The organism is Zoogloea sp., assembly GCF_041904905.1.
Lineage (GTDB): Bacteria > Pseudomonadota > Gammaproteobacteria > Burkholderiales > Rhodocyclaceae > Zoogloea.
This window is the reverse complement of sequence record NZ_JAYRMI010000064.1, coordinates 1-23,238: the sequence shown is the minus strand read 5'-3', so window position 1 is coordinate 23,238 and position 23,238 is coordinate 1. Positions and strand designations below refer to the sequence as shown.

The following is a 23,238-nucleotide window of genomic DNA, read 5'->3' as shown; positions in this document are numbered from 1 at the left end:
GGCCCGGGCGCCGCCCGGCCCCCCCCCCCCGGGGGGGGCCCCCCCCCCCGCCCCCCGCGCCCCCCCCCCCCCCACGCCCGGCCTCGCCCATCCGCTGGGCCAGCGCGGGGTCGGCCAGCAGCGGCTTGAGGGCGGTGACCAGCGAGGCCACGTCGTCGGGCGCGGCCAGCATGCCGTTGAAGCCGTCGGTCACCACCTGGGGAATCCCGCCGACGCGGCTGGCCACCACCGGCAGGCCGGCGGCCTGGGCTTCCAGCAGCGCCATCGGCACGCCTTCGAAACGTGACGGCAGCACGAAGATGCCGGCCCGGGCCAGCAGGCAGGCCTTGGCCTCGCCGGTCACCCAGCCGGGCAGCTCGATGCGCTCGGCCACCCCGGCGGCGGCGGCGGCGGCGCGTACCCCGGCCAGGTCGCCCTCGCCGGCCAGGATCGCCCGCAGCCCGGGGCGCACGCCAGCCAGCCGGGCCAGGGCGTCGATCAGCACGAACACGCCCTTGGCGTCCTCCAGCCGACCCAGGAACAGCAGGGTGTGGGGCTCGCGGGGCACGTCGTCGGGCAGCACCACCGGCAGCACCGGGTTGGGCAGCACCCGCACGTCCGGGTGCCCGATGTGGGTGCGCAGCCAGTCGGCCCAGCTCTCGGAGAGCACGAACACCACCCGCGCGCCACGCACGCAGCGGTCGATCCAGGCCCGCTCCAGGGCCGAGGCGTCGGCGTGGTAGCGGTCGAAGGCGCCGCCGTGCAGGTGGAAGATGTAGGGCTTGCCGGCCAGCCGGGCCAGGGCCAGCAGCAGGCTCTTGCGCCGGAAGCTGGCGTTGGACGCGGAGTGGGCGTGCACCGCCGCCACCCGGCCCCGGGCCAGCAGCAGGCAGAAGCGCAGCAGGGCGCCCAGAAAGGTGGTCAGCTTGGTGAGGGCGCTGCCGTCGGCGTAGGTGGGCAGGTAGCGCACCGGGCGCTGGCCGCCGAAGCCGGCCTCCTGCCACAGCCGCATCACGGAAGCGATACCGCCGCGGGCGTTCAGGGCCGGCCCAAGTATCATAATCGCCGGCGCGGGCTGGTCACGCATGGGTGCGGGCCTCCGCGTCGGCGCCGATGTGCTGGACGATGGTGCGCAGCTTGCCGTTGGCGGTGCGCGCCATGGACGACACCTCGCGCAGTTCGGCATCCACCATGCCGTGGAACTTGGTCTGGAAGAACTGCTGCAGCTCGCTGCAGGTCTCGGGGCTGAGGCCCGCGCCGGCCTGCAGCCGCACGATGAGCCGGCCGGGCTCGAACTGCTCGTACTGCAGCGCGTCGATGCGGGTGAAGGCCGGCGGACGCAGCCCGCCGACCGAGGTCATCGGGATCGCCCGGCCGTCGCGGCCGTAGATGAAGTCGGAGTCGCGCCCTTCGATGCGTTCGAGCACCGCAAAGCCCGGCAGCTCGGGGTGGGCCGGGCCGGCCGACCACTGGGCGATGTCGCCGGTGCGGTAGCGGATGAAGGGCATCACCCGGTTGTCGAAGCCGGTGACGACGATCTCGCCCGACACGCCCGGCTCGGTGATGACGCAGCCGTCGTGGTCCACCAGCTCGACCTTGCCGTACAGCGGCCACACGAAGTAGCGCGGGTCGTCGGGCATCGAGGCGGCCATCACCGCCCGCTCGGAGTGGCCGTAGTGCAGCAGCACCGGGCAGCCGAACACCCGCCGGATGGTCTCCAGCATGAAGGGCTCGACGGTTTCGGAGAACAGCTGCACGCCCCGCACGCGGCGGGCAAAATCGGCCTGGCCGGGGTGGTCGTCCAGCCAGCGGGCAAGCAGGTACACCGCCGACGGGTAGCCCTGGATGCCGGTCACCCGGTGCCGCCGGGCGGCCGCCACGTGGTCGGGCATCAGCGCGTCGGTGAGGTGGTTGGGGCTGATCGCCAGCATCCGCTTGATCGGGTCGTAGCTGTGGGTCACGCCCGCCTGCTCGCCGCGCACGTTGCGGCCGCGCAGCGAGAGGATGGTCTCGCGGCGACGGTAGCCCAGGCGACGGTTGAAGCTGTCGATGTAGGCCGTCTCCTTGCAGCGGGTGAGCCCGCGCTCCAGCACGAAGCGCAGGGGCTCCGACGAGGAGCCGCTGGTCTGCATCGGCAGGCCGGCCTCGGGCGGGCAGGCGGTGGAGCGGTAGGCCTGGGGGTGGCGCTTCAGGTCGAGGCGGGTGGTGAGCGGGAAGGCCGCCAGCCACGCCTCCACCGGCGCGCCGTCGCACAGCAGCGCGAGCACGCCGGCGTAGGCCGGCACCGTCTCGGCGGCCCAGCGCAGGGTGCGGCGCAGGCGCTCGTCGGCCAGCAGGGCCAGGGTGTCGGGGCAGCGCAGCTGGGCTTCGGCCAGAAAACGCCGGTAGCCGGCGCCGTAGCGCATGGCCTTGGGCAGGCAGCCATAGGCCAGCCCGACGGGGGTCTTGAGCCACTGGGGGGCGTCCAGATACTTGCCCAGCCAGCGGTAGAGGCGGTCCTCGATGCTCATCGTCTAGTGTCTTGTCTCAATCGCCGCCGGCTGGGCTGCCAGGTGCTGGATCATCAGCCGGCGCTTGCCTCGGGCGGTGCGCTCGATGTGCGGCACCACCGCCAGCTCGGCCTCCACGAGCCCCAGCAGCTTGGTGCGGAAGTAGTCGTCGATCGCCGCCAGCACCGCGGGGGCGAGGGGCACGGGCGACTGCAGGCGCACGGTGATGCGCCCCGGCGCGTGCTGCTCGTACTGGGTGGCCTCCACCTGCAGGAAGGCAGGGGGCCGCAGCCCGCCCAGGGAGGCCACCGGAATCCGGCGCCCGTCGCGGGCCACGAAGAAGTCGTTGCTGCGCCCGTCGATGCGCTCCAGCACCGGGTAGCCGGGCAGCGCCGGGTGGGGCGGGCGGTCCGACCACATGGCCAGATCGCCGGTGCGGTAGCGGATGAAGGGCATCGCCCGGTTGTCGAAGCCGGTGGCCACGATCTCGCCCTGCACGCCGGGTTCGGTGATCGGCTGGCCGGCTTCGTCCACCAGCTCCACGTGGCCATACAGCGGCCACACGAAATAGCGCGGGTCGTCGGGCATCGAACCGGCCATCACCGCGCGCTCGGAGTGGCCGTAGTGCACCAGCACCGGGCAGCCGAAGACCTGCTCGATCAGCGCCACCATGCCCGCGTCGGCGGATTCGGAGAACAGCTGCACGCCGCGCACCGCCTGGGTGAAGCGCGGCGCGGGGTTCAGCGCCAGCCAGCGGGCCAGCTCATGGACGGCCGACGCGTAGCCCTGGATGAAGCCCACCCCGTACTCGATGGCCGCCGCCACATGGGCCGGCATGTGGGCGGCGTCCAGGTGGTTGGGGCTGATCCACAGCATCCGCTTGATCGGCTCGTAGCTGTGGAGCGGGCCGGCATCGGCCGCCGCGCCGCGGATGTTGCGCCCGCGCAGGGACAGCACCACGTCCTGCCGGGTCATCCCGATGCGCTGGCTGAAGGCTTCGATGTAGGCCGACTCCTTCGACCGGGTGACCCCCTTCTGCAGCGCGAACTTGAAGGGCTCGGCCACCGAGCCGCTGGTCTGCATGGGCAGGCGGTCGGCCTCGCCGCAGGCGGTGGACAGGTAGGCCCGGGGGTCGCGCCTGTAGTCGAGCTTAGTCATCAGGGGGAAGAGCGCCAGCAGCTCGGCCAGCGGCATGTCGATGAGCAGCTGGGCGGCCAGGGCGGCGTAGGCCGGCACGGTCTGGATCGCCCACAGCAAGGTTTCGCGCAGGCGCGATTCGGTCAGGCGCTGGATCTCGGCCGGGTCGGTCAGGCTCGCCTCGGCGCGGAAGCGGGCAAAATCCTTGCCGTGCCGCCAGCGGTCGGGCAGCAGGCCGTAGAGGCGCCCCAGCGGCGCCTTGATCCACTGGGGGGCGTCCATGTAGCGCTTGAGCCAGCGGTAGCCCCAGTCTTCGATCCCCATTCGGCCCCCGCTCAGCGCCGGACCCACTCGCGCGCGAACAGCGCGACGAAGGCCATGTCGTCGATGAAGTAGCGGCGGAACATCCGCCGCGGCTCCTGCAGGAAGCGGTAGAACCACTCCAGCCCGGCGTTCTGCATCCACACCGGGGCGCGCTTGACGAGGCCCACGGCCACGTCGAAGGTGCCGCCCACGCCCATCGCGAAGGGCACCTGCATCGCCACCTGGTGACGGGCCAGAAAGGCTTCCTTCTTGGGCGAGCTGATCGCCACGAACAGGATGTCGGCCCGGGCTGCGGCGATCTGCGCGACCACCTGGGCTTCCTCTTCCGGCTTCCAGTAGCCGTTGCGGTAGCCGGCGATGGCGAGGCCGGGGTAGCGCGCGGGGTACAGCCGCGCCACGCCGCTCACCACCTCTTCGCGGGCGCCCAGCAGGAACACCCGCCAGCCCTTCTGGGCGGCGCGGGCCATCAGCGCCTCGAACAGGTCGACGCCGGTGACCCGCTCCTTGAGCGGCTTGCCAAGCAGGCGCGAGGCCCACACCACCGGCATCCCGTCGGCGTTGATGAGGTCGCAGTCGTTGATGATCCGGCGCAGGCCCGGGTCGCGGCTGGCCTTGACGATCTTGTCCACATTGACGACCACGTGCTGGTGGGGCGTGCCCGCGCGGATGAAGCCCTCGACCGCGCCGAGGGTCTCCTCCATGTTCAGGTTGTCCACCTTGCAGCCCATCAGATCGATTCTCATTGCGATGCTTTTCCTTCGGCATTGTCCGGGGCAGCGTCGCCGCGGGGCGTGGCGGAGGGCACGGGCCGCGCACCGCGCACCGCGGCAAAGCGTGACCGTCTTGTCAGGAAGTCGAAAACAGTGATCCCCGGCTGGTGGCTGAGGGTGTGCACGCAGGCGATGCCGGGCTGCCAGCCCGGCTCGATGCGCAGCTCGGTCTCTTCGCGATACTCGGTGGGCGTCAGGCGCTCGATGCGCCGCAGGCTCAGGGCGTGGCCGTACTCCGGCACGCACTCCTGGGCCGGCCGCAGCAGCTTGCCGTCCTGCACGAAGGGCGCCCCCGCCGGGCGGGCGAAGCGCGCGTCGGCCACCACCGGGTTGGCGGCGTGGGGCAGCCACGGGCCCAGCGGCGTGTCGGCGTAGTAGGCGTGCAGCTCGTCGTGCTTTTCGGCCCCCGGCTCGGTGACGTTACCGAGCATCCACCAGCGGCCCTCATGGGGGAACAGGGTGGCGTCCACCATGTCGATGCCGGTCAGGATGTCGGCCACCTTCTCCCAGCGGTCGGGCAGGCTCACGCAGCGGTACAGCTCCACGCTGCGGTTGGCGCCGCTCTCCGGCACCATCCACAGGGCCCCGTCCCACTCGAACAGATAGGGGTAGGACAGGTGCCACGGCCGCGCCATCACCGGCACCGGCTCGGCCCAGCTGCCGTCCCGCTGCACGCGCAGCGCCTTGAGGGTGCCGCGGCCCTCCTTGTAGATCACCTCCTCGATGAACACCCACCAGCCGCCGCCCTCCGCCGGCCACACCATCGGGTCCGCCCAGAAGCGGTCGGCGGGCGGGTGGATCAGGCTGGCGCGGCTCGGGTCGAGGCACAGCGCCTCGTCGAACACCAGGGCCAGGCCCCACTGGTCGCGCTTGAGGGCCTTCGACGTCGAGCGCGACACGGTGCGCCGCAGCAGCGTGGCGAAGCGCTGCGCCGCCGGGCTGCCGGGGAAGGCATCCACCCCGCCGGCAGGCACCGCCGGCAAGGTCGCCACGCGCCCCTCCACCGCCAGGCGCAGCAGCGCCCGCCGCACCATGCCCATGCCCTTGGCGATGGCCCGGCGCCGGTTGCGGCGGATCGAGAAGCTGCACGAGGCCCCCAGCGAGGTGTCGATCACCGCGCCGCTCGGGATCGTCTCGAGCTGGATCACCGTGCTGTCGGCCCCCTCCACCACCGGATCGGCGCCGGCCAGCGGGTCCACCGCCGGGCGACCGGCGAGCATCGGCGCCCAGTGGTGGGTGGGGCTCACGGCCATCGGCATCGGCGCGACGCGCAGGTCCAGCAGCACGTCGCAGCCGCGCATGGCGAGCCAGGCGTCGGCCGGCTCGGCGCTGGGCGCCACCCACTCGGCCACCCCTTCCGGGGTCTCCAGGGGCAGCAACCGCAGGGGCGAGGCGCCCCGGTCGAAGACCAGCTCGTCCACCCGGTCGGCCCAGTCGGCCGGCGGCAGGGGCGCCCCATCGCGCAGCAGCGCGACGAGCCGGACATCCGGCAGGGTCTGGCAATCGCCCACCAGACGGACAACCCACCCGGGCACCGGCCCGGCGGGCAGGAAAACGGCGAGGCGCACCTTCATTGCGGCCTCCGAACGCGACATGCTCATGCGAACACCTCCGGCGCGCGGCGCAACACGGCCCGGCGCAGTAAAAGGTTGCGCGACAGGGTCGCGCCAAGAAGAACGGAAAACAGGCCCAGCACCGCATCCACCCCCGGTGGCGCGACGAGCATCACCAGCCCGCAGGCAGCAACGAAGATCGCCAGGGAGAGCACATTCACCCGCAGCGGCAGGCGGGTCTCCTCGACGGTCTGGAGATAGTTGGCTTCGGGCAGCACCAGCTGGCCCGCGTAGAAGCTGGCGAGCTGGAGCACGAAGATGGCGGTGGCCCCGGCCAGGGCAAAATCGGGCCGCTGCCCCCACCAGGCCAGCGCCCACCAGGCCAGCACGGCCAGCAGGCTGAGGGCGGTGTTCACCCGGATCAGGTCGCGGCGCAGGGCATCGAGGGTGGCCCGCACCTCGCGATGCCCGGCCTGCCGCACCACCCGCGCCAGCGCCGGCAGGGCGTTGAAGCTGAGGGCCCGCGGAAACAGCAGCAGCACGCTGGTCAGGCTGCCGATCAGCGCCACCAGCCCACCGTAGCCCTCCCCCGCCACCCGCACGGTGAAGGGCACCAGGATCATCGACATGCCGGCGCTCACGAAATTGAGGGCCGCCTGCTCGGCCGCGGTGCGGGCGCTGCCGGCCGGCAGGGCCGCGGCCGCGTGGCCCGCGTGGCGCCACAGGTGGGCCAGCCCCGCCAGCCCCAGCAGGCCGGTGGGCACCGCCAGCGCGGCGTAGGCCATCCAGCCGTGCTGCCCGCCGTCGGCCACGATGCCGGCCGTCAGCAGCACCACCAGCAAGGTCTCCAGCACCAGCAGCGGGCGGTAGCGCATCAGCGCCAGGCCGTAGTGGCGGGCCACGGTGTAGGCCGTCCAGCCGGCCAGCAGCAGCGCCGTCCAGCCCGGCTCGAACAGCCAGCCGGCCCACGCCAGCAGCGGCAGCGGCAGGCAGGCCAGCAGCGTGAAGATCAGCACCCCCCGGGCCAGCCCCAGCATCACCGGCGCGGCGCGGCCCTCGCCCGCCACCGGCACCCGCGCCAGCACCAGCGCCGACCAGCCCACCGCCGAAAAGAGGCCCAGCATCATGGCGATCGACAGGTCGTTGGCGAAGCGCCCCAGCGCCTCGGTGCCGCACACCGCCTGCACCAGCGCAAAGTGGAGCAGGCGCTGGCCGCCGGGCGCCGCGGTCACCGCCAGCACCTCGGCCCGTCGCAGGAGCGCCGCCGTCGACCGGCTCATCGCGCGCCCTCCCCGTTGATCCGCTGCCAGGCGGCGGTGGCCGCCACCAGCGCCAGGGGCATCAGCAGGCTGGCCTGGGGGCGGAACATGATCCCGTTGCTGAAGGCCGTGGAAGCCCCCAGCGCCGCCAGCAGCGGCAAGGCCACCCCCGGCGGAAAGGCCGCCGCCCACACCGCCAGGATCGCCAGCACCGCGCCCAGCCCCATCACGCCCTGCTGGTTGAGCAGGCGGATGAAGTCGTTGTGGGAATCCTTCGCGCTCCACCACCAGATCTCGGAGACGATCCAGTCCGAGCCCTCGCCGTGGCCGAACATCCACTCCAGCAAGGTGCTGTTGGCCAGGATGTCGATCTTCTGCAGCCACATGGAGAAGCGGCCGGAGGTCACCTCCACCATCTCGTCCCACGAGGGCAGGTGGATCAGCCCGAACAGCAGCGGTACGAAGGCCAGGGTCAGCACCCCGGCAAGGCCGACGAACATCGCCACCGGCGCCAGCCGCGTGCGCTGCACCAGCACCACCGCGCCAAAGGCCAGCGCCGCCACCATCGAGGTGCGCACGCCCCAGCCGTAGAACACCAGCACCACCGAGAACACCAGCTGGGCCACGAACAGCCGGCGCCCCAGGTGCCCGGCCTCGAACAGGTAGAGCGACAGCGCCGCGCACACCACCACCAAGTAGGAGCTGGTGTGCAGCGAGGCAAAGTACACCGGCCAGAAGGGCTCGCCGCCCCGGTTGAGGGACGGCGGCATCACCGCCAGGGCGAGCACCACCAGCACCCACACCAGCCCAAGGGTGAGCTGCATCAGGCGGATCACCAGCGCCGGCTCGCGCTCGTAGAGGCGCAGCAGCAGCACCGACAGGAGCGGCGGCGTGACGATCTTGAAGTACTCGAAGACCGCCGTGGACAGGTTGAGCCCGGTGAGCGCCTCGGTGGTGAGGAAGGACGCCAGCCCCAGCGGCACCGCCACCAGGATCAGCGGCGCGCGCCGCAGCACCGCGTCGGCGTAAGTGGCGATGCCGGCGAACATCGCCGTCAGCAGCAGGGCATCGGCCAGCCGGTTGTAGTTGGATTCGCCTTCCGCGTCGATCACCGGCTGGGTCAGCATCACCGCCACCAGCATCTTCAGCCACAGGGCGGTGAAGATGCTCCAGGCGAAGCCCTGCGCCACCCGTCTTTCGTAGGGTGTGGGCGGGCTGGCCGGCAGGGCGGCGGAGAGGGCCAGGTTCATCAGAAGTCGAGCAGCACGCCGCCGATCACCGCCACACCGGCACCCCGCAGGCTGGCCGACAGGGCGGCAACCCGCTTGTGGGACGAGGCATGGCGACGGGCCACCACGATGGCGCTGCCGCAGGTGGCGGCGACGAGCTGGGCGTCGGCGCCCACTTCGTCGGCCGGCGTATCCACCAGCGTCATCTCGAAAGCCTCCCGGGCCACCGCGATCTGGGCCCCGAAGGCCGGGCGGGCCAGCAGTTCCTGGGGGTTGGGCGGCACGATGCCGGCCGCCAGCACCGACAGGTGATCGAAGCGGGAATGGGGCTGGATCGCCCCGCCCTTGTCGCCCCGCTCGGCCAGCCGCGAGGCCAGCCCGCCGGCGGGCGGCAGGCGGAACAGGGTCTGCTGGCGGGGGTGGCGCAGGTCGGCATCCACCAGCAGGGTGCGCTCGCCCAGCTGGGAGAACACCACCGCCAGATTGGCCGCCAGCCAGCTGCGCCCGTCGCCCCGCGCCGGGCCGACCACCGCCACGGTGCGCAGCAGCGGGTTGGCCATGCGCCGCAGCACCAGCTGGCTGCGCAGCTTGCGCAGGGCCTCGACGCGGGGCGACGTGGGCTCGAAGGCCGCCACCAGCTCCGGGTCGGCGCCCTGGTCGCCGGCGCTGAGCACCGGGTAGTCGAACTGGCGCGACAGCGCCGCATGCACGTCGGCCTGGGTGACGAGGCCCAGCTCGATGGCCGCCGCGCCGAAGGGGATGCCCCGCTCCCGCTGACGGGCGGTGACCCGGGCCACCGCCTCGGCCGACAGGCGGCCGGTGGAGACGAGGATCTCGCCCAGGTTGGGGAAGCCGACGGGCGGTTTCTCAAAGGCCGACACTGGCGAAGGGCCGGGAAGGGTTTTCATGTCCATGGCGGTCTCTCAGGCCCGGCGCAGGGCCGCGGGGAGCAGGCGGGCGCCTTCGTTGGCGGCCTCGGGCAGGCGGGGGATCTCGGCCAGCAGCGGCGCGCCGATGGCGTCGTCCAGGTCGTCGGCGCTGCGGATGCGGCGGTCGAACAGCTCGCGCACGATGCTCACCGCCATGCCCAGCAGGGCGCCGATCACGATGGCGAGGCCCAGGTTGAGCAGCAGCTTGGGGCTGGCCGCCTCGGTGGGCGGCACCGCCACCGACAGCACGGCCACGTTGCCCTGGCGCGACTTGCTCTCCAGGCTGGTCTGGGTCAGGCGGGCCATCACCAGGTCGAAGGCTTTCTGGGCGCTGTCCACCTCGCGCTGCAGCACGCCCATCTCGTCGCGCTGCTGCTTGAGCTGCAGCACCCGCTGCTTCTGGGCTTCGAGGCGGCTCTTGACGTCGCCTTCGCGGGCCTGGTTGATGCGGCTGTTGGTGCCCACCACCGCGGCCACGTTGCCGGATTCGGCGCGCAGCCGGGCGCGCAGGGATTCCACCTCGCCCTTCACCCGCTGGTACTGGGGGTGGTTCTCGCCCAGGTAGCCGGAGAGTTCAGAAAGCTTGGCCTCCTGCCGGGCCAGATCCACCTTGAGGGCCTGGATCAGCGGGCTGGCGGTGACCTCGTTGGAACTGCCGCCCTGACGCTGGCGCGAGTTCGTCTCGGTGCTCTGGGCCTGGATGGCGGTGAATTGGGTGGACAGCTCGGTGAGGCGGGCGCTCTCCAGGTCGAGCTTCTCGTCGCCCACCAGGCCGTGGGTGCGCTGGAACGCCGACAGCCGGGCCTGGGCGTTCTCCAGGTTGGCGCGCAGGGCCTTGGTGTGCTCGTCGAACCACACGGCGGATTGCCTGGCGGGCTCCACCTTCAGCTCCAGATCGGTCTCCACGTAGGCCTTGGCCAGCGCGTTGGCGTAGTCGGCGGCAAACTTGGGATCGTCGCCGGTGAAGGTGACGGTGAGTACGTTGCTCTCGTGGGACGGGCTCACCTTGACGTACTTCTTCAGGCGGCCGGCGATCCAGCGGTCGGCGTCGCCCTGCCCGCCCGACGCCTTCTGCCACTTTTCGGCCCAGCGCGGCATCTGCGCCACCTTCAGCGCCGCGACCGCCTTGGCGCCCACGCGCTCGCTGGCCATGATGTCGGCCTGGGTGGCCAGGAAGCCCGGCGTGGAGCCGCCGCTGCCCGGGTGCACCACCAGCGGATCGCCGCCGCGCGCCTCCACCACCACCTCGGACGAGGCCACGTACTGGCGCGGCAGCACCAGGCTCACCGCCAGGGCCAGCAGCACCACGCCGCCCCACACCATGAAGAGTTCCCGGCGCCGCGCCCGGAGCACGGCCAGAAGTTGGTTGATGCCCATGTCCGTGTCCGATCAGAAGAGGGCCTCGCGGACGACGATCACGTCATCCGCCTGCACCGGGTCGTTGAGTTGGGGGGTGAGCACGCGCACCGCGCCGTCGTCGTTGCGGCGGTGGATGCGCACGCCGCGCTCGGTGCCCCGCTGGCTGAGGCCGCCGCCCATCGCGAGGGCCTGCAGCACCGTCATCTGACGCTCGATGCGGTAGGCGCCGGCGCGCTGCACCTCGCCATACACGTACACCTGCGGGGCGCGATTCACGTAGAGGGTGTCGCCGGCCATCACCGGCAGGTCCTTCTCGGGCGTCCAGGTGACAAAGAGTTCGGTCACGTCGATCTCGGCGCGCACCCGGCGGCCGCCGCGCATGCCGGTGAGGATCACCTTGTCGGCCCCCTGGGGCGCCATGCCGCCGGCCAGGGCCAGGGCGTCGGTGACCTTCATCGCGGTGCTCTCGAGCGGATAGCGGCCAGGCCGGGCCACCTGCCCGAGCACCGCCACCTGGGCGCCGCGCACCTGCTGGAGCACCACCGTGACCTGGGGCTGCAGCACGAAGCCGCCCTTCTTCAGGCCATCGGCGATGGCCTTCTCGGCCCCCGCCACGCTCAACCCGCCCACCTGCACGTTGCCCACCAGCGGGTAGCTGATCGCGCCGGTCTCGGAGACGCGGGTCTCCAGGCTCAGGTCGGGGTTCTGGAAGACCGAGATCTTCAGCCCGTCCCCCGGCCCCAGGCGGTATTCCTGGGCGGCCGGTTCCTGCCCGGCGGCCTCCCGCGCGTGCGCCGGCACCAGCCCGGCGACGAGCGCAAGCCCCATCGCCAGCGCCCCCAGCGCCGCCCTGCCGCGCGTCCAGCCTGTCGTCAAAACACCCACTGCAAACTCCCCGCCAATGTCCAATAGTCAAACCGTTGAGCGGCCTCGTTGGAGGTCCGCCGCTCCCGCGTCAGCGAGGCGATCCAGCGCGTCCGCGTCGTCATCTGCCAGGTGCCGGCCACCGCGGCCAGCGCCCCCTTGTCCTCCCGCTGGGCGGCGGTGCTCACCCCGAAGCCCGGGTCGCCCCGGTACTGGGCGTCGCGCCACTCCAGGCGGCTGTCCACCCGCAGCTTCGGCGAGTACTCCCACACCGCCCCGACGCGCAGCCCCTTCACCGCCACGTAGTTCGAGACGAAGTCCTGGGCCGGCTCCACGTCGTGGCGCAGGGTGGCGCTCACCAGCGTGCGCGGCGTCACCCGCCACTCCAGCCCCAGGCTGCCGTTGTGGCCCGAGTAGTTGTTCTGCGGAAAGCGCTGGTAGCCCCGGCTCACCGTGCCCAGCCGGGCCAGCACGCGCGTCCCGCTCCTGAGCGGCAGCGTCGCCTCGGCGAACAGCTCGTCCTGCTCGAAGCGCGACTCGCTCAGCCCGGTGCTCGTCACCGGCGCGTTGGGGTACTGGCCCTGGGCACGCCGGCGGGTCACCGCCACCACCGCTCCCGATGCGGGCGCGTAACGCAGCACCGCGTCGAAACCGGCAAAATCGATCTCGTTGCTGGGCCGGGAGCCGTCCGGATAGCGCCGGCTGCCCTGCCCCACCTGCACCCCCACGTACCAGTCCGGCACCAGCTGGTAGAAGCCGCTGCCGGTGATCTGGCGCGTCACCGCCAGGCTGCGCTGCTGCTGGCGGTAGTAGGCGAAGTCGTCGGTCGCCTCGCGCTGCTCGGCCGACAGCTCACCCTTCCAGTCCGGCCCGGCGGTCCACCGCCAGCGCCCCACCAGGGTGTTGGCGTTGTTGTCCAGGAACCCGAACTGCCGGTAGCGCGACACCGCCAGCTCGTAGTCGAGGGTGAACTGCTGCCCCGCGCGGTACTTCTCCAGCCCCAGCCCGAGCCGGGTGGTGCTGTTCCAGTCGCCCATGCTCTTCAGGCCGGCCGCGGTGGCCGCCGCCGGGCCCGAGAGCCGGAACAGGTTGCTGTCGTAGCTCACCGTCTCGACCACGCCGATCCGCGAGCCGATGCTCTTGCCCAGGGGCAGGTCGATGGGGTCGCTGCCCCGCTCCTCCGCCGCCACCCGGGCCGACGCCTCGCTCAGGCCCCGGCTCAATTCGAGATAGGGCGGGTCAAGCTCGTCGCTCTCGAAGAGCGGCCCCGAGCGACGCGGTTCGCCGAGCATGGTCGATACGTGGAGCGAGGCGTCCTCGCTGCCCAAGGCGGGCAGACCCACCCCGACCAGCAGCAAAACCCCCCCAACACGAACACCAAATTCACGCAAATCCGCACCCCGTTTAGCAAGTTGCAGCATCTTGAGGGAGAGACGCGCGAAATCAAGCCAAATTTTACGCATTTTGCAAAGACACCGGCGCAAAGCACAGTTTTTTGCAAACAAATTCACATATACAATAAATTTGACATTAACGATCCGGAACTTGCAGTAAATTCCGCATCGACCGAACAGACATCTGGAAACCACAGTCCGCCATGCAGGCCGCCATCGACCGACAGCTACCGGGCGTCAAGCCCCACCTGTCGCTCATCTCCCTCTTCGAGACGCTCCTCGACCCCCTTGCCTTTGCCGGCAGCCTGCTGGGTGTCGCGGTGTGGTTCGGGGTTGCGGCGCAGCCGGCCTACACCGTGCTGGCGATCACGGTGTTCCTGCTCGCCCAGCCGCTGCCGATGCACATCGACAGCGGCCTCAAGGCGCTCTATCGGGGAAGCTGGCTGAAGGGCGTCGCGCTGTTCGCGATCCTCACCCTGATGGGGCTGCTGACCGGGTTCGGCACCGCCTACGAGCCGGAGGTGCTGCTGGCGTGGTTCGCCATCGGGCCGCTCACCGCCGCGCTGGCCCGCCACGCCGCCCACAGCTTCACGCCCCTGGTGATGGCCCGGGCGGGCTATCGCCAGCGGGCGGTGATCGTCGGCGCCGGCCACGCCGGGCTGGCGGTGGCCGACCGCCTGGAGCGCTCGCGCCGGGCCGGCAAGCGGCTCCTCGGCTTCTTCGACGACCGCCACGCCAGCCGCCACGCCCGCGGCGGCATCCACCACCTGGGGCGGATCAAGGATCTGGTGGATTACGTGCGCAGCCACGACGTGGACGTGATCTACATCGCCCTGCCCATGAGCAGCCAGCCGCGCATCCTCCAGCTGCTGGACGAGCTGCGCGACACCACCGTGTCGATCTATTTCGTGCCGGATCTGTTCATGACCGACCTGATCCAGGCCCGCATGGACGACCTGGGCGGCCTGCCGGTGGTGGCGGTGTGCGAATCGCCCTTCACCGGCATCAACGGGCTGTGCAAGCAGGCTTTCGACTTCGTGCTGGCGGCGGTCATCCTGGTGCTGATCTCACCGCTGCTCGTCGCCATCGCCATCGCGGTGAAGACCAGCTCGCCGGGCCCGATCCTGTTCCGCCAGCACCGCTACGGCCTCGATGGGGATCGCATCCTGGTCTATAAATTCCGCTCGATGACGGTGTGCGAGAACGGCGACACCATCGCCCAGGCCCGCCCGGGCGACTGCCGGGTGACGCCCCTGGGCGCCTTCCTGCGCCGCACCTCCCTGGACGAGCTGCCCCAGTTCATCAACGTGCTGCAGGGCCGGATGAGCATCGTCGGGCCGCGCCCCCACGCGGTGGCCCACAACGAGACCTACCGCAAGCTCATCAAGGGCTACATGATCCGCCACAAGGTGCGCCCGGGCATCACCGGCTGGGCCCAGGTGAACGGCTGCCGCGGCGAGACCGAGACCCTCGACAAGATGAAGCGGCGCATCGACTACGACCTGGAATACCTGCGCAACTGGTCCTTCCTGCTCGACCTGCGGATCATCCTGCGCACCGTGGGCCTGATCCGCAAAGACCCCAACGCCTACTGAGGCCCGCCCTCAAAATGCAAAAACGCAGCCCCCGCAGGCTGCGTTTTTTGCTTTCGGCCACGGCACGACGCCGGAAACCCGCCACGTCGACGCCCGGGCGCCCCCTCGCCCGGCCCCGGCCGGTTTCCCTGCCGCTGGCGCGGGCCGTCGCCTCGCCCAGGATGGGCCGGAAAATACCCCGGCGCTATTTTTAAATCCCTCGCCCCTCCGCAAAAATCCCGATTTCGCACGGCCCCGGCCTGAAAAAGCCATTTCCGCAAGGCCCGCCGCCCTGGAAAAATCCCGCCAAGGCAAAAGAAAATCCCGAGGCGCCAAAAAAAATAGGCCGGGACGCATTTTTCCTTGGACCGGCGGGCAATTAACGGGAGCGGCATCGGGATTAATTAATCCCTCCGCCGCATCGATTAATTGCCCTGGAGCCATTAAATAGAAGGGCTTCGGGCAATTTCCTGCCCCGGCGGCGGGTTTTGCTGCGGCCGGGGGGCCTACAGCGACAGGCTGTCGCCCGGTTTGGGCAGCATCACATCCTGCCAGCCCAGCCGGTCGCGGATGGCCTGGGCGAAGGTGGCCGACGCGCTGGCCTCGCCGTGAATCACGCAGGTGTGCCGCGGCGGGGTGTGGAAGCCCCCCAGCCAATCGAGCAGCCCGGCCTGATCGGCGTGGGCCGACAGCCCGCCCACGGTGTAGATGCGCGCCCGCACCGGCACCGGCGCGCCGAAGATATGCACCAGCCGGGCCCCATCCACCAGCCGCCGGCCAAGGGTGCCGGCCGCCTGGAAGCCGGCAATCAGCACGCTGCACTCGCTGCGGGGCAGGTTCTCGCGCAGGTGGTATTTGATCCGCCCGGCCTCGCACATGCCGCTGGCCGACACGATGATCGCCCCGCTGCGCACGTCGTTGAGCGCCCGGGAAGCCTCCACGTCGGCCACGAACTCCAGCTTCAGCTTGCTGGGGTGGGCCTTCAGCCAGTCGAGCAGCTCCCGCGTCTCGCTGTCGAGCAGCGTCGGGTGGGCCAGGGTGATGCGGGTGGCCTCGTTGGCCATGGGCGAGTCGATGTACACCTTGAGGGGCTCCAGCCGCTCCCGGCGCACCAGATCGGCCAGAATGTAGATGATCTCCTGGGTGCGCCCCACCGCGAAGGACGGGATCACCAGATTGCCGTGGCAGGCCCGGGTGCGCCCAATGGCGGCGACGATCTCGTCCTCGGTCTCGGCCAGCGGGCGGTGCAGGCGGTCGCCGTAGGTGGATTCGACGAGCAGCAGATCGGCCGACGGCACCACCCTCTCCGGGTCGTTCAGCACCGGCCGGTCGCGCATCCCGATGTCCCCCGAGAACACCAGCCGGCGGGTGCGCCCCTCGCCGGCAGCGGTCACCTCCAGCCACGCCGAGCCCAGAATGTGCCCCGCGTCGTGAAAGCGCACCGCGATACCCGGCGCCGGCTCGATGGTCTTGCCGTAGGGCGCCGGCTGCAGCAGCCCGAGGGTGGTCTGGGCCTGGGCCACGGTGTAGAGCGGCGGCGCCACGCCCCGCTCGTCCCCGCCCCGGCGGTGCCGGTGGCGCAGTTGCCACTCGGATTCCTTCTCCTGGATGTGGGCGCTGTCGGGCAGCAGCACCGCCAGCAGGTCGATGGTGGCCGGGGTGGCGTAGATCGGGCCGCGGAAACCCAGCACCGCCAGCCGGGGCAGCAGGCCGGAGTGGTCGATGTGGGCGTGGGTCAGCAACACGAAGTCGATGTCCCGCACGTCGAAACCGAAATCCAGCGCCCGGAGGTTCTTGCTGCGGGCCTCGCGCCCGCCCTGGAACATCCCGCAATCGACCAGGAAGCGCACCTCGCCGGCTTCCACCAGGGTGCACGAGCCGGTCACTTCGCCGGCCGCACCGAAAAATCGGACTCGCATCTTGCGTTACCTCCTTGACGGGTCGAGCATGCGCCCCGGCCGGGCGGATTGCAACGCCGGCCCCCCGCCCGCACGGCCCGCCCCCCGCCGGCGGCCCGCGCCCGGGCACTAGATGTACCCCCAGGCCGCGCCGTCGCCCCTAGCCCTTGTACCCGCCTGGCTTGACACGCCGGACATCCGGCCTCTACCATCCGCCTCGTCATTGGTTCCCCGCAAGGGGATGAAAAGGGAAGCCGGTGCGAGGCCATCGCCTCAAATCCGGCACTGCCCCCGCAACTGTAAGCGGCGAGTTTCGTGCCCCCAACGGCCACTGGATGCGCTCCGGGAAGGCCGGCACGAGATCGAGACCCGCAAGTCAGGAGACCTGCCATGGCCCAATCCTTCAATGCTTTTGGGGCGGGGTGTCCCTGAAACGAGGTGTCTTCCTGTCGCCACCGGGCGCCAGTGCGGGCGGCAGGGCTCAGGCCCCCGCGCGTGCCGGCCACGGTTCAGGCCCGCCGGCTCAGATACTCGATTCTCCGCCCCCCAGATCCGGAGAATCGCCTTGCCCGCCACCGCCCCGCTCCAGCCCTCCCCCGCCAGCCCATCGGCCATCGCCGCCCTGCAGGTGATCCGCCGCAACGGCGCCGTCGTGGCCTTCAACGCCGACAAGATCGCCATCGCCATGAGCAAGGCCTTCCTGGCCGTGGAAGGCAGCGCCAGCGGCGGTTCGGCCCGGGTGCGGGAGATCGTCGCGCAGCTCACCGACACCGTGCTGCGCGCCCTCACCCGCCGCCTGCCCGACGGCGGCACGGTGCCCATCGAGGACATCCAGGATCAGGTGGAGCTGGCCCTGATGCGCTCGGGCGAGCACGACGTGGCCCGCGCCTACGTGCTCTACCGCGAACGCCGCGCCGCCGAGCGGGCCGCCGGCGCCGCCAGCGCCCCGGGCGTCACGGCGCTCCACGTGCTGGTGGACGGGCGCCGCGTCCCCCTCGACAGCGACGCCCTGCTGGCCCACTGCGAGGCCGCCTGCGTCGGCCTGGGCGATGCGGTATCGGCCCGCTCGGTGCGCGATCTGGCCCTGAAGAACCTCTACGACGGCGTGCCGCTGGCCGACGTGGACCAGGCCCTGATCCTCGCCGCGCGCAGCCTGATCGAACGCGAGCCGGCCTACAACCGGGTCACCGCCCAGCTGCTGCTGGCCAGCCTGGCGCGGGAGGTGCTGGGCCGGCCGGTGAGCCTGGCCGACCTGCCCGGCTGCTACGCCGACGCCCTGCCCGCCTTCATCCGCGAAGGCATCGCCGCCGAGCGGCTCGACCCGCGGCTGGCCGAGTTCGATCTGCCGCGACTGGCCGCCGCCCTGGCCCCCGAGCGCGACCGCCAGTTCGGCTACCTGGGCCTGCAGACCCTCTACGACCGCTACTTCCTGCACATCGACGGGCGGCGCATCGAGCTGCCGCAGCTCTTCTTCATGCGCGTGGCGATGGGGCTGGCGCTCCACGAAATCGACCGGGAAGGCCGCGCCATCGAGTTCTACAACCTGATCTCGTCCTTCGACTTCATGTGCTCCACGCCCACCCTGTTCAACAGCGGCACCCGCCACCCCCAGCTGTCGTCGTGCTACCTCACCACGGTGTCGGACGACCTGGAGGGCATCTACCAGGCCGTCAAGGAGAACGCCCTGCTGCAGAAATACGCCGGCGGCCTGGGCAACGACTGGACCCCGGTGCGCGCCCTGGGCAGCCGCATCAAGGGCACCAACGGCCAGAGCCAGGGGGTGATTCCCTTCCTCAAGGTGGTCAACGACACCGCGGTGGCGGTCAATCAGGGCGGCAAGCGCAAGGGCGCGGTGTGCGCCTACCTCGAGACCTGGCACCTCGACATCGAGGAGTTCCTCGACCTGCGCAAGAACACCGGCGACGAGCGCCGCCGCACCCACGACATGAACACCGCCAACTGGATTCCCGACCTGTTCATGAAACGGGTGATGGACAACGCCGCCTGGACGCTGTTCTCGCCGTCGGACGTGCCCGATCTGCACACCCGCGTCGGCGCCGACTTCGAGGCCGCCTACTGCGCCCACGAGGCCCGCGCCGACGCCGGCGAGATCCGGCTCTTCAAGCGCATCCCGGCCGTGCAGCTGTGGCGGCGGATGCTCACCATGCTCTTCGAGACCGGCCACCCGTGGCTCACCTTCAAGGACGCCTGCAACCTGCGCTCGCCCCAGCAGCACGTGGGCGTGGTGCATAGCTCCAACCTGTGCACCGAGATCACCCTCAACACCTCCGACGACGAGACCGCCGTGTGCAACCTGGGCTCGATCAACCTGCTCGCCCACCTCAAGGACGGCGCCCTCGACCGGGACAAGCTCGCCCGCAGCGTGCAGACCGCCATGCGCATGCTCGACAACGTGGTGGACATCAACTTCTACGCCACCCCCAAGGCCCGCCGCGCCAACCTGCGGCACCGCCCGGTGGGCCTGGGCATCATGGGTTTTGCCGACTGCCTGTACGCCCTGGGCCTGCCCTACGCCAGCGACGCCGCGGTGGCGTTTGCCGACCGCTCGATGGAGGCCGTGTGCTACGAGGCCTACCGCGCCTCCACCGAGCTGGCCCGGGAGCGCGGCCGCTACAGCAGCTTCGAGGGCAGCCTGTGGAGCCAGGGCATCCTGCCGCCCGACTCCCTCGACCTGCTCGCCGCCGGCCGCGGCGGCCAGCTCGAGATCAGCCGCGACAGCCACCTCGACTGGGCCGACCTGCGCGCCCGCATCGCCCGCCACGGCATGCGCAACGCCAACTGCGTGGCCATCGCCCCCACCGCCACCATCTCCAACATCGTCGGCGTCTCGGCCAGCATCGAGCCCGCCTACCAGAACCTCTACGTCAAATCCAACCTGTCGGGCGAATTCACGGTGGTAAGCGACGCCCTGGTGCGCGACCTCAAGGCCCTCGGCCTGTGGGACGAGGTGATGGTGGCCGACCTCAAATACTTCGACGGGTCGCTCGCCCGCATCGACCGGGTGCCCGACGAGATCAAGGCCCGCTACGCCACCGCCTTCGAGATCGAGCCCGAATGGCTGATCGAGGCCGCCGCCCGCCGCCAGAAGTGGATCGACCAGGCCCAGTCCCTCAACCTCTATCTCGCCACGCCCTCCGGCCGCAAGCTCGACGAGATCTACAAGCTCGCCTGGCTGCGCGGCCTCAAGACCACCTACTACCTGCGCACCCTGGGCGCCAGCCAGCTCGAAAAATCCGGCGGCCGCGACGACACCCCGCCCGCCGACGAAGCCCCCCGCTTCTGCGCCATCGACAACCCGGAATGCGAGGCCTGCCAATGAGCGCCCCTGCACGGCCGCCCGAAGGGGGCGCTCTTCCTCCCACGGGGAGGTGGTCACCCAGCGACCGGAGGGTCATCAAATGAGCACCGCCCGCTTCAACGACTGGGACACCCCGCCCGCCCCCACCACGGCTGGCAGCGCCACGGCCGCCGTCAACGCGGCCGACAAGCGCATCGTCGGCGGCCAGACCGACATCAACCAGCTCGCCCCGTTCAAATACCCGTGGGCCTGGGAGTTCTTCCTCAAGGCCAACCGCAACCACTGGACGCCGCTCGAAATCTCCATGGCCCAGGACGTGCACGACTACCACCACAAGCTCACCGACGCCGAGCGCCACGTCTTCGAGAACGTGCTGGCCTACCTCACCACCTCCGACATCCTCGCCATGCGCAACATCGGGCTGGCGGTGATGGAGAAGATGAGCGCCCCCGAACTGCAGATCTACCAGGCCCGGCAGGTGTACGAAGAGGCCCTGCACACCTGGACCTACCAGCACTGCATCGAGACCATCGGCCTCGACCAGCAGGAGATCTACAACCGCTACCGGGTGGTGCCCGCCATCCACGGCAAGATCGCCCTCGCCAGCCGGCGCCTGGAGCGGGCAATGCGCCCGGATTTCGACCTGCGCGACCGGGCCAGCCTGCACGAGTTCGCCCTCTCCTACTTCTTCTTCGCGGCGATCTTCGAAGGCTGCTGGTTCTACAACGGCTTCACGCCCATCTTCGCGCTGCAGCGGCGCGGGCTGATGAAGGGCGCCGCCGAGCAGCTCCAGTACATCATGCGCGACGAGGTGCTCCACTGCGCCTTCGGCGTCCGAGTGGTGCGCGAGCTGCTGAAGGAAGAAGGGCTCGCCCTCGACCCCGCCGCCCTGCGCACCCTGTGGGACGAAGCCTACGCCGCCGAAGCCGCCTACGCCGCCTACATCCTGCAAACGCCCATCCTGGGCTACAACGCCGGGCTGCACATGGATCAGTTCCGCTTCATGGCCAACCGCCGGGCCCGGCAAGTAGGGCTGGCCGAACCCTTCCCCGGCGCCGCCAACGTGCTGCCCTGGCTCGACGAGCAAGCCAACCTGCGCAAGGAGAAGAACTTCTTCGAGACCCGCGTCACCGAGTACCAGACGGGCGGCGCGCTGGCCTGGGATTGACCCCGGCCCGCGCCCGTCCGGCGCCGCGCAGCCCGGCGCCAAGCCCGACCCCGGGCGGCTGCAACACCGGCACCAGGTGCCCGGCCCCGCCCTTCCGGCGGGCCCGGGTGAAACGGGAACGGGGTGCGCAGCGGTCGATCCGCTGCCAGGCCCCGGCTGCCCCCGCAACGGTAGGCAGGTGCGGACCCTTCACGGCCGGCTTCTCCCCGAAGCCGCCCGCCACTGGACACCCGTCCGGGAAGGCGGAGGGTCAAGACCTGCGAGCCCGGAGACCGGCCTGTCGCCACAGCTCCCCGCCCCAGCCGGGCGGGGGAACCCACCAACGGCCGTCCGCGGGGTAGCGGACGGTCCGACCAGAGGAGCCCCACCATGCCCAACACCGCCCACTCCGCCCACCCGGCCGCCACGGCCGGCACCCCGCCCGCCGACGACGACTTCCGCGACCCCCTCGACCGCCTGCTCCCGCCCCCCGCGCCGGGCGAGCTGTTCTCCCTGGTCGACGTGGTCTTTCCCGGCCAGTCGAACCACCACGGCACCCTCTTCGGCGGCGCCGCGCTGGCGATGATGGACAAGTTCGCCTTCGTCCTGGCCAGCCGCCGCCTGCGCCGCACCGTCGTCACCGCCGCCCTCGGCCACACCCAGTTCCGCTCGCCGGTGCCAGCCGGCCATCTGGCCGAAGTGAGCGGGCGGATCGTCCGCAGCGGGCGCCGCTCGGTGGACGTGGAAGCCCGCCTGTGCGCCGAAAACATGCTCACCGGCGAACGCACCACCTGCCTCACCGGCCACTTCGCGATGGTGGCCGTGGGCGACGACGCTCCGGGCACCGACAGCGTGCCCACCCTCGACGCCGTGCCCGGCGACGTGGTGCGGGTGGTGGAGATCGTCTTCCCCGGGCAAGTCAATCACCGGGGCATCCTCCACGGCGGGCAGGCCCTCGACTGGCTGGGCAAGGCCGCGCTGGTCGCTGCCACCCGGCGGGCCCGCAAACCGGTGGCGATGGCCTCCAGCGAGACCCTCGACTTCGTCGCCCCGGCCCGGGTGGGCGACATCGTCGAAACCCGCGCCCGGGTCACCGCGGTGGGGCGCAGCTCGCTTTACGTGGACGTCACCATGACCGCCGAGGCGCCGCAGCAGGCGGGCTCCCGCCTGTGCACCCGCGCCGCCTTCGTGTTCGTCGCCATCGACGACGCCGGCCGGCCCACCCCGGTCGACGCCGCCCTGCCGCCCGGCGTCGCCCCGTGAGCGCCCCGCACCGCCCCCGCCGGCTCGACGCCGCCGCCCGCCCGCTGGCCCTCGCCCACCTCCAGGCGCTGGCCCCCGCCGAGCGGGTGAGCCGCTTCAACGCACCCCAATCCGACGCCAGCATCCGGGCCTACGTGGCGCGCATCGATTTCGAGCGCGATCTGGTGCTGGCCATCGGCCCGCCGACCCACCCGCCCCGCGCCCTCGCCCACCTGGGCATCGCCGGCCGGGTGGGCGAGCTGGGCTTCAGCGTGCTCGCCCCATGGCGCGGCGCCGGGCTGGCCACCCGGCTGTTCGAGGCGGCCGTCGTCTGGGCCGGTCGAAACGGCCTGGATCGGGTACTGTGCATCGAAGGCCACCCGGCCGCCCGGCGCATCGCCGCCGGGCTCGACCTGCCCCGTCGCTACCGCTTCGAGCCCCCCCGGCTGACGGTGCCGGTGGGCCCGGCCCACCCCCTCGCCCACCAGCCCTCTCCCTAGCCCCCGACGATGACCCACCGCCTGCTCCGTCCTCTCCACCTGGCTCACCGCTGGCTCGGCATCGTCGCCGGCCTGCTCATCCTGATGTGGTTCGTCTCCGGCATCGCGATGCTCTACGTGCCCTTCCCCAAGCTCACCCCGGAAGAGCGCGTCCAACACCTGGCGCCCCTGCGCCCGGCGGCGATCCGGGTGAGTCCGGCGGAGGCGGCGCGGGCCTACCCGGGCACGCCCCGCGGGGCCCGGCTGGCGATGGCCGACGCCCGGCCGGTGTT

General features: G+C 71.3%; 17 protein-coding genes, 1 pseudogene and 2 riboswitches. Of the genes and pseudogenes, 6 read left to right on the top strand and 12 right to left on the bottom strand.

Going from position 1 to position 23,238, the window contains the following annotated elements; all coding sequences use genetic code 11:
• The 11 genes from ACE3N6_RS15340 to ACE3N6_RS15290 form a co-directional block, all read right to left on the bottom strand.
• Window positions 1-1,066, bottom strand: a 1,066-nt coding sequence (locus tag ACE3N6_RS15340; RefSeq protein WP_374246657.1) for a glycosyltransferase family 4 protein, incomplete at its 3' end; no start/stop codon positions are given.
• Window positions 1,059-2,489, bottom strand: coding sequence for an AMP-binding protein (locus tag ACE3N6_RS15335; RefSeq protein WP_374246656.1), 1,431 nt, complete (start codon window positions 2,487-2,489; stop codon window positions 1,059-1,061). The genes ACE3N6_RS15335 and ACE3N6_RS15340, both read right to left, overlap by 8 nt.
• Before the next feature lie 3 nt (window positions 2,490-2,492).
• Complete coding sequence (locus ACE3N6_RS15330; protein WP_374246655.1) at window positions 2,493-3,929, bottom strand: hypothetical protein; 1,437 nt, start codon at window positions 3,927-3,929, stop codon at window positions 2,493-2,495.
• A gap of 11 nt (window positions 3,930-3,940) precedes the next feature.
• Window positions 3,941-4,672 (bottom strand): WecB/TagA/CpsF family glycosyltransferase, encoded by a 732-nt coding sequence (locus tag ACE3N6_RS15325; protein WP_374246654.1) that lies wholly within the window; start codon window positions 4,670-4,672, stop codon window positions 3,941-3,943.
• Window positions 4,669-6,300 (bottom strand): hypothetical protein, encoded by a 1,632-nt coding sequence (locus ACE3N6_RS15320; protein ID WP_374246653.1) that lies wholly within the window; start codon window positions 6,298-6,300, stop codon window positions 4,669-4,671. The genes ACE3N6_RS15325 and ACE3N6_RS15320 overlap by 4 nt, the downstream gene beginning before the upstream one ends.
• Complete coding sequence (locus ACE3N6_RS15315; protein WP_374246652.1) at window positions 6,297-7,532, bottom strand: hypothetical protein; 1,236 nt, start codon at window positions 7,530-7,532, stop codon at window positions 6,297-6,299. The genes ACE3N6_RS15320 and ACE3N6_RS15315 overlap by 4 nt, the downstream gene beginning before the upstream one ends.
• On the bottom strand, window positions 7,529-8,761 hold the full coding sequence (locus ACE3N6_RS15310) for a hypothetical protein (protein ID WP_374246650.1): 1,233 nt from the start codon (window positions 8,759-8,761) through the stop codon (window positions 7,529-7,531). The genes ACE3N6_RS15315 and ACE3N6_RS15310 overlap by 4 nt, the downstream gene beginning before the upstream one ends.
• Window positions 8,761-9,648 carry a chain length determinant protein tyrosine kinase EpsG gene (locus ACE3N6_RS15305; RefSeq protein ID WP_374246649.1) on the bottom strand — a complete coding sequence of 296 codons (888 nt, stop codon included), beginning with the start codon at window positions 9,646-9,648 and terminating at the stop codon, window positions 8,761-8,763. The genes ACE3N6_RS15310 and ACE3N6_RS15305 overlap by 1 nt, the downstream gene beginning before the upstream one ends.
• A 15-nt stretch (window positions 9,649-9,663) precedes the next feature.
• A complete protein-coding gene (epsF, locus tag ACE3N6_RS15300) occupies window positions 9,664-11,046 on the bottom strand; it encodes a chain length determinant protein EpsF (protein WP_374246648.1) in 1,383 nt (460 codons plus the stop codon).
• A gap of 12 nt (window positions 11,047-11,058) precedes the next feature.
• Window positions 11,059-11,856 carry a polysaccharide export protein EpsE gene (gene epsE, locus ACE3N6_RS15295; protein ID WP_374246646.1) on the bottom strand — a complete coding sequence of 266 codons (798 nt, stop codon included), beginning with the start codon at window positions 11,854-11,856 and terminating at the stop codon, window positions 11,059-11,061.
• 44 nt (window positions 11,857-11,900) lie between these two features.
• Window positions 11,901-13,235, bottom strand: coding sequence for a hypothetical protein (locus ACE3N6_RS15290; protein WP_374246645.1), 1,335 nt, complete (start codon window positions 13,233-13,235; stop codon window positions 11,901-11,903).
• A gap of 254 nt (window positions 13,236-13,489) precedes the next feature.
• Here ACE3N6_RS15290 and ACE3N6_RS15285 point away from each other — a divergent pair, with 254 nt between their 5' ends.
• Window positions 13,490-14,881: an undecaprenyl-phosphate glucose phosphotransferase gene (locus ACE3N6_RS15285; RefSeq protein ID WP_374246644.1), complete on the top strand. Its 1,392-nt coding sequence runs from the start codon at window positions 13,490-13,492 to the stop codon at window positions 14,879-14,881.
• 485 nt (window positions 14,882-15,366) lie between these two features.
• Here ACE3N6_RS15285 and ACE3N6_RS15280 read toward each other — a convergent pair whose 3' ends face one another.
• Window positions 15,367-16,779: an MBL fold metallo-hydrolase RNA specificity domain-containing protein gene (locus ACE3N6_RS15280; protein WP_374246643.1), complete on the bottom strand. Its 1,413-nt coding sequence runs from the start codon at window positions 16,777-16,779 to the stop codon at window positions 15,367-15,369.
• A 186-nt stretch (window positions 16,780-16,965) separates the two neighbouring features.
• Window positions 16,966-17,166, top strand: a riboswitch (cobalamin riboswitch).
• Window positions 17,167-17,323: 157 nt separating this feature from the next.
• Here ACE3N6_RS15280 and ACE3N6_RS15275 point away from each other — a divergent pair.
• The 5 genes and pseudogenes from ACE3N6_RS15275 to ACE3N6_RS15255 all read left to right on the top strand — a co-directional run.
• Window positions 17,324-20,098 (top strand): ribonucleoside-diphosphate reductase subunit alpha, encoded by a 2,775-nt coding sequence (locus tag ACE3N6_RS15275; RefSeq protein ID WP_374246642.1) that lies wholly within the window; start codon window positions 17,324-17,326, stop codon window positions 20,096-20,098.
• Window positions 20,099-20,177: 79 nt separating this feature from the next.
• Window positions 20,178-21,245: a ribonucleotide-diphosphate reductase subunit beta gene (locus tag ACE3N6_RS15270; RefSeq protein WP_374246641.1), complete on the top strand. Its 1,068-nt coding sequence runs from the start codon at window positions 20,178-20,180 to the stop codon at window positions 21,243-21,245.
• Between the two features lie 108 nt (window positions 21,246-21,353).
• A riboswitch (cobalamin riboswitch) is annotated at window positions 21,354-21,520 on the top strand.
• 94 nt (window positions 21,521-21,614) lie between these two features.
• The gene (locus ACE3N6_RS15265; RefSeq protein ID WP_374246640.1) at window positions 21,615-22,487 is read left to right on the top strand and encodes an acyl-CoA thioesterase; all 873 of its coding nucleotides are present in this window, start codon (window positions 21,615-21,617) and stop codon (window positions 22,485-22,487) included.
• Window positions 22,484-22,966: a GNAT family N-acetyltransferase gene (locus ACE3N6_RS15260; protein ID WP_374246639.1), complete on the top strand. Its 483-nt coding sequence runs from the start codon at window positions 22,484-22,486 to the stop codon at window positions 22,964-22,966. Before ACE3N6_RS15265 ends, ACE3N6_RS15260 begins: the two co-directional genes overlap by 4 nt.
• Window positions 22,967-22,975: 9 nt before the next feature.
• A pseudogene (locus tag ACE3N6_RS15255) lies at window positions 22,976-23,238 on the top strand (hypothetical protein); the annotation flags it as partial.